This window comes from Streptococcus vicugnae, from assembly GCF_016461705.1.
In the GTDB taxonomy this organism is placed as follows: domain Bacteria; phylum Bacillota; class Bacilli; order Lactobacillales; family Streptococcaceae; genus Streptococcus; species Streptococcus vicugnae.
In genome coordinates, this window is record NZ_JAEMHW010000002.1 from 271,393 (window position 1) to 287,516 (window position 16,124).

The following is a 16,124-nucleotide window of genomic DNA, read 5'->3' on the forward strand; positions in this document are numbered from 1 at the left end:
ATTTTAATCTGACAAATCTTGTCCATTAGTAGCAATAACTTTTTTATACCAGAAGAATGAGTCTTTGCGGTAACGTTCAAGGCTGCCAACTTCTTCATCAGTACGGTCAACGTAAATGAAACCATAACGTTTACGAATGCCTTCGTGTGTTGAGATAAGGTCAATAGCTGACCATGGATTGTAACCAAGCATATCAACACCGTCCGTAATCGCTAATTGAATTTGTTCAATGTGAGCACGAAGATAATCGATACGGTATTGGTCGTGAACTTTACCATCTTCTGTCAAAGTATCGTAAGCTCCAAGACCGTTTTCAGTAACCAAAAGTGGCAAGCGGTAACGGCTGTACATTTCACGGACAGTGGCACGGAAACCAACTGGGTCAATTTCCCAACCAAATTCTGTTTTTGGAAGATTTGGATTATCAACGCCGCGATAGAAACCAGCTTCACCACGCGCTGTTTGTTGGTCAGCAGAAGGATTCAAACTTTCTGTACCATCTGAAGCAGCTACAGTTGCAGTATTATAGTAGTTAAATCCGATGAAATCTGGTTTTGCAGCTTTCATAATGGCACGGTCTTCTTCAGTAATCACTGGAGTAGCATCTTGTTCTTCAAGATATGCCCAAACAAGATTATTGTATTCCCCTAAAATATATGCATCAAGATAGAGCCAGTTACGAATAGCATTGAAGTTTTGAGCTGCTAGCACATCTTCTGGTTTTGATGAAGCCGCATAAACAAGTGAAATATTTGGAGCTGGTCCAATTTTAGCTTCAGGAAGCATTTCATGACAAAGCTGCATCGCTTTTGCTTGTGCTACCAACTGGTGATGGTTTTGTTGGTAAATTTCTTTTGTAAGATTTGTTGTTCCTTCTGGTACATGAAGAGTACCAATAACCGGACCAACCAAGGTCAACATGTTTTGTTCATTAATTGTCAACCAATATTTAACACGGTCACCAAAATTTTCAAACAAAACACGCGCATATTCAGCAAACCAATCAACAGATTCATGTGTTGACCATGAGCCACGTTCATCAAGCGCTGCTGGCATATCAAAGTGGAACATTGTCACGATTGGTTCAATATCATATTTCAAACATTCGTCAATCAAATTGTTATAGAATTCAATTCCTTTTGGATTCACTTCGCCAGTTCCTTTTGGCAAAACACGTGACCAAGAAATTGAAAAACGGTATGATTTAAATCCCATTTCTGCCATCAAAGCAATATCTTCTTTGTAGTGATGATAATGGTCAACAGAAACAGTCAAATCAGCAGTACCTGCAGGCAATTCTTTCACATCTTGGCAAGAAGGACCTTTACCATCTTCTAAAGAAGCCCCTTCAACTTGATAAGCTGACGTAGATGCTCCCCACAAGAAGTAATCTGGAAATGGTTTTAACGTTTTATGTAACATGTCAATCTCCTTTTAACTTTTCATTGATTACATTATAGCGTTCTCATTTCTAAAAAACTAATGCTATCCAACGCATTCCTAATACTATCATATGAATCGATATTAAGAATCTAAACAAAATATCAAAAAGCTGCTCAACACCTCTGTTAAGCAGTTTTCATTGCCTTAAATCAAGTCTAATCTTGCAAATGCATTGTACAGTCCATCTTCTTCGACATCACCAGTCACCATGTCTGCCATGGCTAAAATCTCTGGGCCACCATTTCCCATAGAAATGCCAATCTCACAACATTCAAGCATCGGGATATCCACCTTAGCATCTCCAAAAGCAATGGTATCTTTTCTATCAGCTTTTAAATGTTCCAAAAGAACATCAATGGCATGTGCTTTGGTAATATCCTTGACACCTAGATCACCAAACAATGCCGTCTCACCACGACCACCCCATGTTCCAGCTTTTAAATTTGGGAAAACTTTGGCTGAATCCAAATGATCTTGGTAAGAGTTCAAAATAAAGCTGACTTTATTCAAATCATCACGGTACAATTCTTCACCATACACCAAGCCATGAAGAGCATCCTCTGCTTCCATGTGCTCCACTTCTTCTGCTGATTTTCCTTTTTGCATGACGTATTGACGCATGACTGGACGTGCTGCCTCTTTAAAGTTTTCAGATGCAAATAAACCATTATTTGATTCTAGGTAAAATTCCAATCCTCTTTCATGCAACCAATCTACGATGGCCTTTGAATCTTCTTTTGAAATCATTTGATGCATGATAACTTGACCATCATGTTCCACATAAGAACCATTTCCGCCAATCATCCCGTCTAAGCCAATTTCCCAAAGTTCAGGTTGCATCTCTGCACGACTACGACCTGTACAGACAAAGACGGCATGTCCGTTCTCACGCGCTTTTCGAATAGCTTTGACCGCTGATTCTGGAATACGATTATGATAATCAACCAAAGTCCCGTCAACATCTAAAAAAATAATTTTACTCACAGCACTGTCCTCTTCGTTTTTTAATGCCTCTATTTTACTAAGAAAAGTTTGAAAACGATAGTTATATCTTACGAAAAACTGATACTTTCCTCTGCTATTTTTAACCACAAACTAATACTAACCACCCTCAAGCAACTTAGTTGCATTTCTAATCTAAAATCGCTATGATGAATCCATGGAACTTATTAAAAAATTGCTAGCACACCTACCTTACCGTGCTAGTTTTTATGATAAAGATTTAAAACTTATATACAGTAATAACCGTTCAGATGGATCTTTTTTCTCTGATGATGAGGAAGAGAAAGAATTGCCACAATGGGTTTGGACTAGCCTTGAACAAGCACCAGAACAAGCCCTTCATTTTCAAATTCCTACCGAATCATTTGACCGTATCTTATTTCAAACTTATCAAGCAGTTAAAGATGATTCTGGTGAACTTATGGGTGTTATTACTTTTATCCAAGACTTAAAGCTTGTTCTGGCAAGTTACCTAAATGAATCTGGTCAAGCAATCGTTGGATGGTCTGATGTGACATCAGGTCCTTCTAACACCAACCCAATTTTTGATGATTAAAAAAGAGCCAAAAGGCTCTTTTTGTTATTCTTAATCACGATATATCGGTTGAGCACCGTATGTTTGAGACACTGGCATCATTTCAATACGGTTGAAATTAACATGTTCTGGTTGACTAGCCACCCAAGAAACAGTGCTTGCGATATCTTCTGGCGTAATGGCGTTCGCTCCTTCGTAAAGTTTCTCAGCACGTTCATCATCACCTTTGAAGCGGACATTTGAGAACTCTGTTCCTTCACAAAGCCCTGGTTCGATATTCGTCACACGAATCTTTGTCCCAGCAAGATCAGCACGCAAATTTAGCGAGAATTGTTTGACGAAGGCTTTTGATGCACCGTAAACATTGGCACCTGGGTATGGAATAGTTCCTGCTGTTGACCCAAGGTTAATAACCATCCCTGAATTACGCTTAACCATGTCTGGTAAGACTTGGCGTGTCAGATAAACAAGACCTACGATATTAGTATTAATCATGGTCATCCAGTCAGTAAAATCGGCCTCAAATGCCTTGTCTAAACCAAGTGCCAAACCAGCATTATTAACTAAAAGGTCGATGTGTTGCCAAGCTTCTGGTAAACTTGCTAAAGCTTGATCAATCAGCTGAGTATCTGAAACATCCATCTGTAATGGATAAACCTTGTCCTTATCAAGTTCGTCTTGCAAGCTCTGCAATTTTTCCAAGCGACGTGCGCTTGCAATCACTTGATAACCATCTTCAACTAACTTTTTAACAATGGCTCTACCAAACCCAGCAGATGCTCCTGTTACTAATGCAATTTTTATCATTCTATTCTCTTTCTAAATCTATAAATATAAGAAAGTCAGTTGGCTAAACGACCAACTGATTTTTTTAGTTATTCATGTCATTAACAATCAACAGCTTGAGCTGCTGTGATAATCGCTAATTTATAAATATCTTCAGCACTTGAACCACGTGATAAATCATTGACTGGCTTATTCAACCCTTGAAGGATTGGCCCAATCGCTTCAAACATACCAAGTCGTTGAGCAATCTTATAACCAATGTTACCTGATTGAAGATCTGGGAAGATAAAGACGTTTGCTTGACCTGCAACCTTACTATCTGGTGCTTTAACAGCTGCTGTACTTGGAACAAAAGCAGCATCAAATTGTAATTCACCATCAATAGCTAGCTCAGGTTCACGCCCCTTAGCCAATTGAGTTGCTTCACGAACTTTGTCAGCTTGAGGAGCTTTAGCACTACCTTTTGTTGAAAAGCTAAGCATGGCAATTTTAGGGTCAATATCAAAAATTCTTGCTGTATCAGCAGTATTCAAGGCAATTTCAGACAATTCTTGAGCATTCGGATCAATATTAATAGCACAATCCGCAAAAATAAAACGTTGATCAGTGCTTTCACGATTCATCAAGAAGACACCTGACGTTCTGGAAATACCGGGCTTTGTCTTGATAATTTGAAGTGCTGGACGAACAGTATCCGCAGTTGAGTGAGCAGCACCAGAAACCATACCATCCGCTAACCCTAGTTTAACCAACATAACACCAAAGTAATTGACGTCTTTTAGGAGACGATCAGCGTCTTCAGGAGTTGCTTTACCTTTTCGGATTTCAAGAAAGGCTTCCTTCATTTCATCAAACTTATCATAAGTTTGAGGGTTAATGATGACATAGTTTTGATCTGCAAAACCGAATTTAGCCAATAATTCTCGAACTTCCGTAGCTTCTCCCAAAATAATTGGTTCAACCAAACCTTCAAATTTTAAACGAGCGGCCGCACGAAGAACACGTTCATCATTTCCTTCAGGAAAAACAATTTTAAGGTTTTTACCAATAATCTTTTCCCTTAAGCTACCAAATAAAGATCGAATTCCCATAAAAATTAACCTTCCATCTAATTTTGTTGTAGCTCCATGATAACGCTATCAAAGTCATCTGTCAAGTTTGTAGTCTGGATTATCTCTTCATTTGTGTAAGGGTTAACAAAGCGCAAATAATGGCAATGCAGAGCTTGACGTGTAATCCCCATATCCATACGTCCACCATACAAATCATCTCCCAAAAGCGGGAAACCAATGTGAGAAAAATGCACACGAATTTGGTGAGTTCGTCCTGTGTGAAGTCGAATATCTACCAAAGCCACATCGCCAAAGCGTTCCACAACGCGATAACTTGTGTGAGCGTATTTTCCAGACGGATGCACGCAACGTGTGATAATACTATCTTCATCTCGAGCAATCGGCGCAATGATTTCTCCCTCGTCTTCTAGCTCACCTTGTCCTGAAACCAAGGCATAATAACGTTTTTCAATGGTCTTACTTTGTAGTTGTTTATCAAGTCTAGCATGGGCATAACCGTGTTTGGCAAAAAGCATCAAGCCGCTTGTATCCTTATCAAGTCGAGTTACGATGTGAACTTGCTTGTTAGGATAATTTTGCTCCATGTAGTAATATTTGACAAAATTAGCGATGGTATTTGAGTGCAAAACACTTGGAATACTAGCATAACCATGGGGTTTATTGATAATCAAAAAGTGATTATCTTCATAGGCAATATCAAGGTCATGTTTGACTGGAATAAGGGTTTCATGTTCCTGTTCATCAGGAATTTCAATCGTCACCACATCTCCCACATCCAATAAATAAATGGCATTTTGCTCAACGCCATTTACCCAAATATTTCCACCTTTAAATTTCACTTTGGCTAATAAGCCTTTTGAAACATCATGTCCCTTTAAAAAGGTTTTTACTTTTGTTCGTCGGTCCGCAATAAATTCAAATCTCACGAATCTACTTCTCCTATAAAGGCATCTCTCACGCGCTCCCAGAAACTTGTATGGAAGGGTGTTGCCACAAAGCTAATTTTTTTATTGTCAATACAATATTCAATTTTAGACACATTTTTATAATGCATGGTTTTGTTATCGATTGACACTGTATAAACGCCTTGGCGTTTAGGAATGATTTCAATTTTATCTTTTTTCGGCACAATCACAGATGACCCAAGGGTGCGATAAACACGGTTGTTAAGACTAGAAATCTCTGTCAACTGCATCGCTTCCATCGTCGGATGCAAAATAGCACCACCTAAAGATTTATTGTAAGCCGTACTTCCTGTTGGTGTCGATACCGAAATACCATCACCACGGAAACGTTCTAACTTCACTTTATCTATGATAACATCAGCAACCATTGTTTTTTCAATACGTTTAATAGCTACTTCATTAAGCGCACGCGCCTTGACCACACGCCCATCATCTAATGTGATTTTAGCTCGTAAAACAGGATACGAAGCTTTACGTCCTTTATCAGATCGCAAATTTTCAATTAACTTCTCAACTTCAAAATCTCGATAATCAGTGTAAAAACCAAGATGACCAGTATGAATTCCCACAAAACGCACTTTATCAAGGATTTTCTCATACATGTGAAAGGCAGATAAAAGCATGCCATCACCACCAATGGAAATGACAATATCTGGATCCTTTTTAGACAAATAGAATCGTTTATCTTCCTTGAAAGCCGCAAAAAGTTTTGAGGCAACTCGTCTACTTTGATATTTCCCGTTTGCTACAATAGCAACACGCGTCACTTTATCTGTAATATTCGTCTGTGTCATCACTATTTCCTACACCATCACTTAATTTCCGACTTGCGGGATCAAATAAAAGCTGTGCTTCCCTAATATCCTCGCGAATTTTTCGCATCTCTTCATCCAACTCAAGCGCAATCTTTGCCGTTGTTTCCAAACGTTTTTTAATCTCATCAGGAAACTCGCCTTTATATTTATAGTTCAATGAATGTTCAATCGTTGCCCAGAAGTTCATGGCAAGTGTTCTAATCTGAATCTCAGCTAGAACTGTTTTTTGACCATCAATGGTATCAACGGGATATTCCACAATAACATGGTATGAACGATAACCACTGGCTTTCATATGCGTGATGTAATCACGTTCCTGCACGATTTTCATATCATGTCGACTACGTAAAAGTGCCAAAACTTCATCAACGTCATCAACAAATTGAACCATAATACGAAGACCAGCAATATCTTGCAAATCTTGAGCAATATTCTCTGGTTTAATCCCGCGTAGCACCATTTTTTCCTTGATACTTTCGACTGATTTAACGCGACCAGTCACAAATTCAATCGGCGAATGTCGATTTTGTTTACGGAATTGCTTACGAATCCCACGCAATTTAATCTTCAGTTCACCAACAGTTTGTATATATGGATCTAAAAATTTCTCCCAATCCATAAGGTTTCCTTCCTAATGGACCTGTCACGCGGACATGACCAATCCTTGTCAAAAAATTGACTTTTGTATAGAATTAATATAATAAACTTATTATACCATACTTTTATGGACAAAAAAGGAAAATTATTTTTATGACACACCTTGAAATTGAGTACAAAACATTACTCACTAAAGACGAATTCAATCGTCTAAATAGTCAACTTTCCCACGTTACGCCTGTCACTCAGACGAACTACTACTTCGATTCAGAGAATTTCGATATGAAAGCTCACCGTATGTCTCTTCGCATTCGGACATTGCCAAATCGTGCAGAGATTACATTGAAAATTCCGAAAGAAGTTGGAAATTTAGAGTACAACTACGACTTAAGTGTCGCTGAAGCAAAAGAAATCATCAAATCAGGAAAATTTCCAGAAGTTGATTTCCTAAAGCTTATTGAAGAAAATGGTGTTAAACTATCGAGCCTTAAAAATTTTGGTAGTCTCACGACAACGCGTCGTGAAACCATGACTGATATTGGTCTTATGGCTCTTGATAGCAACCAGTATGCTGATATCAAAGATTATGAACTTGAACTTGAAGTTGAGAATGCTGAAAAAGGTAAAAAAGATTTTGATAACTTCTTAGCTCAGCACGACATTGATTTCAAGTATGCTAAAAGCAAAGTTGCTCGCTTTAGCGCAACCCTTAAGCGAATTTAACCACGCTTTTTCCTTAGAAAATGCTGAATTATTTCAGTTTTTTTGGTAAAATATAAGTATTAATTTTAAAGGAGTTTATTTATATCATGGCAGAACATTACGCCGACAAACAATTCAAGCTTTTTTCTCTTTCTTCTAACGTAGAGATTGCACAAAAAATCGCGGACGAAGTTGGAGTCCCTCTTGGAAAAGTGTCAACACGCAAGTTTTCAGACGGCGAAATCATGATTAACATCGAAGAAACAGTTCGTGGTGATGATATCTACATCATCCAATCAACTAGCTACCCTGTTAATGACAACCTTTGGGAACTCTTGATTATGGTAGACGCTTGTAAACGTGCCAGCGCCCACACTGTCAATGTCGTTATCCCTTACTTTGGATATTCACGTCAAGACCGCATCGCTGCATCACGTGAACCAATCACAGCTAAACTTGTAGCAAACATGCTTGTTAAAGCTGGAGTTGACCGTCTTTTGACACTTGATCTTCACGCTGTTCAAGTACAAGGTTTCTTTGATGTCCCAGTCGATAACCTCTTTACTGTTCCATTGTTTGCTAAATACTACTGCGACCTTGGTTTGAAAGGTGAAGACGTTGTTGTTGTCAGCCCTAAAAACTCTGGTATCAAACGTGCTCGTAGCTTGGCTCAAACTCTCGACTCACCAATCGCTATTATCGATTACGCAGAAGATGATGCTCACCGCGAAGAAGGTTACATCATCGGTGAAGTTGCAGGTAAAAAAGCAATCCTTATCGATGACATCTTGAACACAGGTAAAACATTTGCTGAAGCTGCTAAAATCGTTGAACGCAATGGTGCAACTGAAATCTACGCCGTAGCAAGCCACGGATTATTTGCTGGCGCTGCTGCAGAAAGCCTTGATGCTGCTCCTATCAAAGAAATTTTAGTAACTGACTCAGTTGCTACTAACGAACGCTTGCCAAAAAATATTAAATATCTTTCAGCAAGCAAGTTGATTGCTGATGCGATTATTCGTATCCACGAAAAAACTCCGCTCAGCCCATTGTTCTCATATAACGCTAAAAAGGATTAATTTAATATATGATATATCTCGATAATGCTGCAACTACCCCTCTCACACCTTCTGTTATTGATGCAATGACAGAAATCATGGCTAACGATTTTGGTAACCCATCAAGTATTCATGGAATTGGACGTCACGCTAACCATCGTTTGCGTTCATACCGCCAAACAATTGCCTCAGCTTTAAAAACTGACCCACGCCGCATTATCTTTACTTCTGGAGCTACTGAAAGTAACAACACTGCCATCAAAGGCTATGCTCTCGCTAATCAAACTAAAGGAAAACACATCATTACGACTTCCATCGAACACCATTCAGTGCTTCACACAATGGAGTATCTGGAAAAACGCTTTGGTTTTGAAATTACTTATTTAAAACCGGAAAATGATCATATTTCTGCAAAACAAGTAGCTGACGCTCTTCGTGATGACACGATTTTAGTCAGCACAATGTTTGCTAACAATGAAACTGGTGATTTGCTCCCTGTTAAAGAAATTGGTGAACTGCTTCAAGACCACCAAGCTGCTTTTCATGTCGATGCTGTTCAAGCAATCGGGAAAATTGATGTTTATCCTGAAGAGATTAAAGCTGATTTCCTTTCAGCTTCTGCTCATAAATTCCACGGACCAAAAGGTGTGGGTATTCTTTACTCAACACCACAACACTTTGATAATTTGCTCCATGGTGGAGAGCAAGAAGAAAAACGTCGAGCTAGTACTGAAAATATGATTGGTATTGCTGGTACGGCACAAGCCTTATCAGACGCTGTTGCTAATAAAGATGATAATTACAAACACGTCCAAGATTTGCGTCAAGCATTCCTTGATGCTATTTCTGGATTAGATTATTACATCAACGGTAGCCAAAACAAAATGCCACACGTGCTTAATATTGGTTTTCCAAATAAAAACAACGGTATTCTCCTAACACAACTTGACTTAGCTGGTATCGCTGTCTCAACTGGTTCTGCTTGTACCGCTGGTACTGTTGATCCAAGTCATGTTTTGGCAAGCCTATATGGTGAAGATTCACCACGTTTGACAGAATCAATTCGCGTTAGCTTCTCTGAACTTAACACTATTGAAGAAGTTCAAGAACTCGCTAAAAAATTAAAAGAAATTGTAGGAAAATAGGATGGCATTTGAAAAAGAAATCACTTTAAAAGACTGTCTTTACAGCTATGCTATTAGCGATAACATTAAAAAATACACGCTTCGTGACACAACTTTTGTACAAAATCGTGTCGGTAATTACGAATTAACGCGTTTATTGGAAAAAGTGCCTAATTCAGGTGACGGATTCCCATTGAAAATCACTATCAATAAAGATTTAACAGGTTTTAAACTAAGCATCACTGATAAGTCAGGCCTTCGCTTTGTTAACATCTTCAAATCTGAAGATAATAAAATTCTTCAAGAGAAATTCTATTTCTTGATGGACAGCCTCGTTGAACGTGATATTTTCACTAAAAAAGAAGCTTAATCAATAAAAACAACTCCAAAGCTACTTCTCATTAGCCTTGGAGTTGTTTTTTTACTCTATTTTGTAAAATTTGTTTTTAATTTCACAAAGTTTTTGTTACAATAGATGTAACAAGTAAAAGGGAGATGGTATTGTGACTACTGAGAAATCTATTCCTAAAGCAACAGCTAAGCGACTCTCACTTTATTATCGTATTTTTAAACGTTTTAATACAGATAATGTCGAAAAAGCAAGTTCAAAACAAATTGCAGATGCTATGGGAATCGATTCTGCGACAGTCCGCCGAGATTTTTCATATTTTGGTGAACTAGGAAGACGTGGCTTTGGCTACGATGTCAAAAAACTAATGAATTTCTTCGCTGATATTTTGAACGACCACTCTACAACAAATGTTTTGTTGGTAGGCTGCGGAAATATCGGACGAGCATTACTTCACTACCGCTTCCATGATCGTAATAAGATGCAAATCGCTATGGCTTTTGACACAGATGACAATGAAATTGTTGGGCATCAAACTTCTGATGGTATTCCTGTTTATGGAATCTCATCACTCAAAGAGCACGCACAAGAGGCTGGCATTGAGACTGCTATCTTAACAGTTCCAAGTACTAAAGCTCAAGAAGTTGCTGATATTTTAGTTGAGGCTGGTATCCGAGGAATTTTAAGTTTCTCTCCTGTCCATCTTAATGTCCCTAAAGGTGTGATTGTTCAATATGTTGACTTAACAAGTGAATTACAGACACTTCTTTACTTTATGAGTCAATCTAACCAATAATAAAACAAAATCCAACTGCTTTTTGCTTAGCTAAGTTTGTTTAGTATTAGAATACTTTTTATTGCCTGAGAAATGATATCTCAGGTTTTTCTTATAAATTACAACACATCTGTCTCTTCTCTAAAACTATAATATTGGTATTTCCCTACTATAATATGATCTAAACAAATTAACCCAATATCCTCACAGGCTCGCTTCATTTTCTCAGTAAAACGTAAATCGTTCTCACTTGGTGACGGAGAACCAGATGGATGATTGTGAACAATGATGATAGATGTCGCCATATTCTTACAAGCATAGTACAAAATCTCACGAGGTTCTGCTATAGAACGTCGTACTGAACCAATAAAAATGGTCCGCTGTTCAATAATCCGATTTTGACTGTCTAAATAAATGGCTACTAAATGTTCTTGCTTGTGGTCGCTCAACTCCAACATCATCTTTCTTGCTAAACGCTCACTACTCATAATACGCTCTTTTTGAATGTATTCTGCTTTACTGATACGCTTGGCTAGTTCAATCATTGCTTTGATTTCAATGGATTTGACATAACCAATCCCTTTTATCTTTTGTAGTTCTTGCAAGGATAAATGCTGAAAATCAGCAAGTGACTCTATATGCTTTAAAATATCATTAGCAACTTCTAAAACAGGTCTTGTTTTGGTGCCTGTCCGCAATAAAATAGACAATAGTTCTTGATTACTTAAGCGCTCTGCTCCCAAATCTCTTAAACGCTCACGCGGCAACATGGCATCTGTTTTCATTTCAATTGCATACATAAAAATACCTCCACTTATTTATTCGTAAGTTAGAGGTATTTTTCAATTCAATTATTCTAAAAGATTTTGTTGTCGCTTAGCAACATTATCCTTAATGATTTGATAAAGACTTGCTGCCAAAGGTACAGCGACTAGCATTCCAAGGATACCCCATAAAGCACCGCCGATTGTGATTGCCATTAAGACCCACATACCTGGTAATCCAATTGAACCACCAACGACACGCGGATAAATGACATTCCCTTCAAATTGTTGTAAAACAATCAAGTAAACTAAAAAGAGAAACGCTTGTGAAACGGATTGTGTGGCAATTAAGATAAAACCAATGGTCGCTCCGATATAAGCACCAATAACAGGAATTAATGCCGTAAATGCAACTAAAATCCCAATTGTTGCTGCATAAGGCAAATGTAATAACCACATTCCTCCTGCTGTCAAGCTACCAAGAATCATTGCTTCTAAAGTCTGTCCTACAAAGAAACCATGAAATCTATTGTGTAAAATCCCTAAGACATAATGAACAGTTTTAGCATATCTTCCCAAATAAGAATCAATCAAAAGATTAAATTGGCGAGCCAGTTGCTCTTTACTAGCCAAAACATAAATTGAGAAGACTAAACTAATAAAGACATTAAGCAAAGTTGAGGCAATAGTGCTCACAGATGTGAGGATTCCTGTCAAAACTGACAACACTTGATTCAAAATCTGTTGGCTGTAATCTGATAAAGTTGATGTGACATCTGATGAATTACCAAAATAAGCAAAAAGATCTTGAACTAATTTGTTATCATTAAGCTCCTTAATAAACTGAGCGATACCATTAGTATCAATTTTCAAAAGTAAACTAATACTTGCAATTAAATCCGGCAAAACAATCGAAAACAGCCAGCTAATCAAAAAAATAAAGGTTAAGTAAGCTAGAATCATTGAGACAGCTCGTTTTACCTTTAAAAGGTATTTATTTTTAATAAAACGAGTAAAAATCATCTCATAAAGACTCATTACGATATTGACAATATAAGCAATACCAGCACCTATCAGAAAAGGTTGACTAGCCCTAATAACTGTCGTAACTAACGATGCTCCTGTACTCCAATAAGCTTGAATAGCATAACATATCACAAAAGCAAGAACTATATAATAAACATTTTTTTTCTCAAATTTCATGGGAAATAAGTTCTCCTTCATTCAGTTATTCCCATTATAGCAAATTTTATTAAAATGTCGAAAAGTCTGCTGTTTTACTGATAGTCATCACTTTTGCTTACGTTCATAAACATATTCTTGTGAACTTGGGTCATATATTGATTGAACAAGCATGTCTTCTCCGTCATCCGTAATTTTAAAAATAGCACAATTCGCGAGACGTTTTTTAGGAACCGGTGGATTTTTGGTAGCGTGTAAATAAAATTGAGTAATGGCTCCACCGTGACTAACAAATAAAAGAGTCTCATCTTCTTTACTTTCTTCTACAATATCATGAATTGTCTGATACATTCGTTCATAAACTTGAACATTGGATTCGCCACCATAAGCCACAAAATAATCACGATAACCTGAACCATCTTCACGGTGTAAAGGTGGATTGAGGTATTCTTGGTGCGCTTCGTAAGAACCAAAATCCATTTCTTTTAGTCCTTTCAAACGAATATAATCCGTACGCCCCGTTGCTAATTCAGCAGTATCACAAGCACGTTCCTGCGTCGAAGAATAGACACGTGTAAACGTAATGCCCTCTTCTTTAAAATGTTGTCTAGCAGACTTTGCTTGCTCAATTCCCAGTTCAGTCAAGGGAGAATCACAAGCTCCTTGGATACGTCCCTGAAGATTAAAACGCGTTTGACCATGTCGCATCACATAAAAAGTTTTAATCATTTTTACTCCCCTTCAAATGAATAAGTCTTAAATGCCTTGGTTGGTAAAATCAATTTTTGCAACTCTAACTGTTCTTGATGATATTGGAACTCACAAATAGCACAATTTGAAAAGCCAACTCCCTCTGGAAATTGAATACCGAGCTGCAGACAAACACCCCACATCGTTGCTCCATGGCTAACCATTAAAATGTTATCAGCATGATTATCATTTGCCAGCACTTCAAGAATGCTGTCCAACCCCCGCTTACCAACTGTTACAATGTCCTCGCCACCAAAAGGCACCAACAAATCTTCAAACGAATTAGCACCTGCTCTAAATTTTGGCAAAAGAAATTCAGGCTGTGCTTCAAACTCACCAAAGTTCATCTCTTTGATGCCTTTTAATTGAGTGACTTGTGATTGACCAGATACTAATTTAGCAGTATCTGTCGCTCGTTCTTGCGTTGAAGAATAAACACTATCAAACCAAATGCTATTTTCATTAAAATAATCTTTGGCAAGAAGAGCTTGCTGAATACCTAAATCTGTTAGAGGCGAATCGCAAGCTCCCTGCACACGCCCTTGTGTATTAAATAAGGTCTCGCCATGGCGCATCAAATACAATTTTGTTGCCATTTATATCATTTCCCTTCCTAGCAAATAAACTCAGCTGAAAAAGCCCAACTGAGTTTAGACTATTAATCATTTAAAATATTAGCACCACGCGTTGCAATTAAATCTTTGTAATAGTAGAAAGAATCTTTGCGTGAACGGTTGAATGTCCCATTTCCTTGGTCGTCAGCATCGACATAAACAAATCCATAACGTTTTGACATTTCAGACGTTGATGCTGAAACAAGATCTGTACAACCCCACCAAGTATATCCCATTAAGTCAACACCATCTTCAATGGCTTCATACATTTGTTTGACATGAGATTCCAGATAATCAATACGGTATTGGTCGTGAATTGAACCGTCTTCTTCTACTTTATCAAGAGCACCTAGACCATTTTCAACAACCATAAGTGGTACTTGGTAACGATCATAAAGGTTATTCAAAGTAATACGAAGACCAACAGGATCAATTTGCCAACCCCAATCTGAAGCTTCAAGATATGGATTTGGTTCACTTAGAATAAGATTTCCAGCTGTCTCTTCACCAGATTTTTGCTTACGTGCAATAGAGCTCATGTAATATGAGAATGACATGAAATCAACAGGGTATTTTTCAAGAATTTCAAGATCACCATCAGCAATTTCTAACTCAATATTGTTTTCTTTGAAGAAACGTTTCGCGTATGAAGGGTATTTACCACGCACTTGAACATCAGAGAAGAAAAGATTTTCATGGTCTTTTTTAATTTCTTCCATGACATCATCAGGATTACATGTAGCTGGATAAGCTTGCATGCGCGCTAGCATACAACCAATTTTAAAGTCAGGATTGATTTCATGACCAACTTTTGTGGCTAAACTTGATGCCACAAATTGATGATGTGCCGCTTGGTACATGTCTTGTAAGTTCAATTTACCATCGTCAAATAAGAGGCCACCAGACAAGTAACCTGTCATACCAATAATGTTGATTTCGTTAAAAGTCAACCAGTATTTGACTTTATCTTTGTAGCGTTTAAAAACTGTTTCAGCATAGCGAACAAAACAATCAATCACTTTACGATTCTTCCAACCGCCATATTCTGTGATTAGATGAATTGGAAATTCATAATGTGACAATGTCACAAGTGGTTCGATGCCATATTTATTAAGCTCATCAAAAACTTTGTCATAAAAGGCTAGCCCTGCTTCATTTGGAGTAGCATCATCACCATTTGGAAAAATACGTGACCAGGCAATTGACATACGGAAAGTCTTAAAGCCCATTTCCGCATAAAGAGCGATGTCTTCTTTATAACGGTGATAAAAATCTGATCCCCAACGTTTTGGATACAAGCCTTCAGTATCACTCAAAGCCGCATCTAGTTTAGCACGAGTCATTGGTGTGTTAAACTCGCTTCCCATTGATTTTCGTTCTTCTGGTGCTACTGCTCGTGACGTATCAGATGTAGCTGGTCCTCGACCATCAACATTCCATGCTCCTTCAAACTGATTGGCAGCTGTTGCACCACCCCACAAAAAATCTTTTGGAAATTGTTTTGTCATATTTTATCACCTCATATTTTAGTTTACTCTTGTATTATATATTGAATTGTAAGTGTTTTCTATCACTATCATCTTAAAAAAC

At 37.8% G+C, this 16,124-nt stretch carries 18 protein-coding genes; 6 read left to right on the plus strand and 12 right to left on the minus strand.

The window, feature by feature from the left end; genetic code table 11:
• Window positions 1-3: 3 nt before the first annotated feature.
• Both JG537_RS04850 and JG537_RS04855 read right to left on the minus strand, forming a co-directional pair.
• Window positions 4-1,422, minus strand: a complete 1,419-nt coding sequence (locus JG537_RS04850) for a glycoside hydrolase family 1 protein (protein ID WP_199544039.1) — start codon at window positions 1,420-1,422, stop codon at window positions 4-6.
• A 165-nt stretch (window positions 1,423-1,587) separates the two neighbouring features.
• On the minus strand, window positions 1,588-2,427 hold the full coding sequence (locus JG537_RS04855; protein WP_199544041.1) for a Cof-type HAD-IIB family hydrolase: 840 nt from the start codon (window positions 2,425-2,427) through the stop codon (window positions 1,588-1,590).
• Between the two features lie 175 nt (window positions 2,428-2,602).
• Between JG537_RS04855 and JG537_RS04860 the strand changes: the two genes are divergently transcribed.
• A complete protein-coding gene (locus tag JG537_RS04860; RefSeq protein ID WP_199544043.1) occupies window positions 2,603-3,001 on the plus strand; it encodes a sodium transporter in 399 nt (132 codons plus the stop codon).
• 30 nt (window positions 3,002-3,031) lie between these two features.
• On the opposite strand, the gene JG537_RS04865 is transcribed toward JG537_RS04860, so the two are convergent.
• The 5 genes from JG537_RS04865 to yjbM form a co-directional block, all read right to left on the minus strand.
• The gene (locus JG537_RS04865; protein WP_199544045.1) at window positions 3,032-3,787 is read right to left on the minus strand and encodes an SDR family oxidoreductase; all 756 of its coding nucleotides are present in this window, start codon (window positions 3,785-3,787) and stop codon (window positions 3,032-3,034) included.
• 80 nt (window positions 3,788-3,867) lie between these two features.
• Window positions 3,868-4,857 (minus strand): phosphate acetyltransferase, encoded by a 990-nt coding sequence (pta, locus tag JG537_RS04870; RefSeq protein WP_132868769.1) that lies wholly within the window; start codon window positions 4,855-4,857, stop codon window positions 3,868-3,870.
• Between the two features lie 17 nt (window positions 4,858-4,874).
• Window positions 4,875-5,765 carry an RluA family pseudouridine synthase gene (locus JG537_RS04875; protein ID WP_199544047.1) on the minus strand — a complete coding sequence of 297 codons (891 nt, stop codon included), beginning with the start codon at window positions 5,763-5,765 and terminating at the stop codon, window positions 4,875-4,877.
• Window positions 5,762-6,598, minus strand: a complete 837-nt coding sequence (locus JG537_RS04880) for an NAD kinase (RefSeq protein WP_199544053.1) — start codon at window positions 6,596-6,598, stop codon at window positions 5,762-5,764. The genes JG537_RS04875 and JG537_RS04880 overlap by 4 nt, the downstream gene beginning before the upstream one ends.
• Complete coding sequence (gene yjbM, locus JG537_RS04885) at window positions 6,573-7,238, minus strand: GTP diphosphokinase (protein ID WP_132868766.1); 666 nt, start codon at window positions 7,236-7,238, stop codon at window positions 6,573-6,575. The genes JG537_RS04880 and yjbM overlap by 26 nt, the downstream gene beginning before the upstream one ends.
• Window positions 7,239-7,369: 131 nt before the next feature.
• Between yjbM and JG537_RS04890 the strand changes: the two genes are divergently transcribed.
• The 5 genes from JG537_RS04890 (at window position 7,370) to JG537_RS04910 (ending at window position 11,245) form a co-directional block, all read left to right on the plus strand.
• Window positions 7,370-7,939 (plus strand): CYTH domain-containing protein, encoded by a 570-nt coding sequence (locus JG537_RS04890; protein WP_132868765.1) that lies wholly within the window; start codon window positions 7,370-7,372, stop codon window positions 7,937-7,939.
• A gap of 86 nt (window positions 7,940-8,025) precedes the next feature.
• Window positions 8,026-8,997, plus strand: a complete 972-nt coding sequence (locus tag JG537_RS04895) for a ribose-phosphate diphosphokinase (RefSeq protein ID WP_132868764.1) — start codon at window positions 8,026-8,028, stop codon at window positions 8,995-8,997.
• A gap of 8 nt (window positions 8,998-9,005) precedes the next feature.
• A complete protein-coding gene (locus JG537_RS04900) occupies window positions 9,006-10,121 on the plus strand; it encodes a cysteine desulfurase family protein (RefSeq protein WP_199544054.1) in 1,116 nt (371 codons plus the stop codon).
• Window position 10,122: 1 nt separating this feature from the next.
• Window positions 10,123-10,470 carry a DUF1831 domain-containing protein gene (locus JG537_RS04905; protein ID WP_074482145.1) on the plus strand — a complete coding sequence of 116 codons (348 nt, stop codon included), beginning with the start codon at window positions 10,123-10,125 and terminating at the stop codon, window positions 10,468-10,470.
• Window positions 10,471-10,603: 133 nt separating this feature from the next.
• On the plus strand, window positions 10,604-11,245 hold the full coding sequence (locus tag JG537_RS04910) for a redox-sensing transcriptional repressor Rex (RefSeq protein WP_039696977.1): 642 nt from the start codon (window positions 10,604-10,606) through the stop codon (window positions 11,243-11,245).
• A gap of 98 nt (window positions 11,246-11,343) precedes the next feature.
• Here the strand turns inward: JG537_RS04910 and radC are convergent, their stop codons facing one another.
• From radC to JG537_RS04935, 5 genes are all read right to left on the minus strand, one after another.
• Window positions 11,344-12,024, minus strand: coding sequence for a RadC family protein (radC, locus tag JG537_RS04915; protein WP_132869584.1), 681 nt, complete (start codon window positions 12,022-12,024; stop codon window positions 11,344-11,346).
• Window positions 12,025-12,075: 51 nt separating this feature from the next.
• A complete protein-coding gene (locus tag JG537_RS04920) occupies window positions 12,076-13,191 on the minus strand; it encodes an AI-2E family transporter (RefSeq protein ID WP_199544055.1) in 1,116 nt (371 codons plus the stop codon).
• A gap of 87 nt (window positions 13,192-13,278) precedes the next feature.
• Window positions 13,279-13,899 carry a histidine phosphatase family protein gene (locus JG537_RS04925; protein ID WP_132869582.1) on the minus strand — a complete coding sequence of 207 codons (621 nt, stop codon included), beginning with the start codon at window positions 13,897-13,899 and terminating at the stop codon, window positions 13,279-13,281.
• A 2-nt stretch (window positions 13,900-13,901) separates the two neighbouring features.
• The gene (locus tag JG537_RS04930) at window positions 13,902-14,516 is read right to left on the minus strand and encodes a histidine phosphatase family protein (protein WP_012961919.1); all 615 of its coding nucleotides are present in this window, start codon (window positions 14,514-14,516) and stop codon (window positions 13,902-13,904) included.
• Between the two features lie 62 nt (window positions 14,517-14,578).
• Window positions 14,579-16,042, minus strand: a complete 1,464-nt coding sequence (locus tag JG537_RS04935) for a glycoside hydrolase family 1 protein (RefSeq protein WP_199544056.1) — start codon at window positions 16,040-16,042, stop codon at window positions 14,579-14,581.
• Window positions 16,043-16,124: the final 82 nt, after the last annotated feature.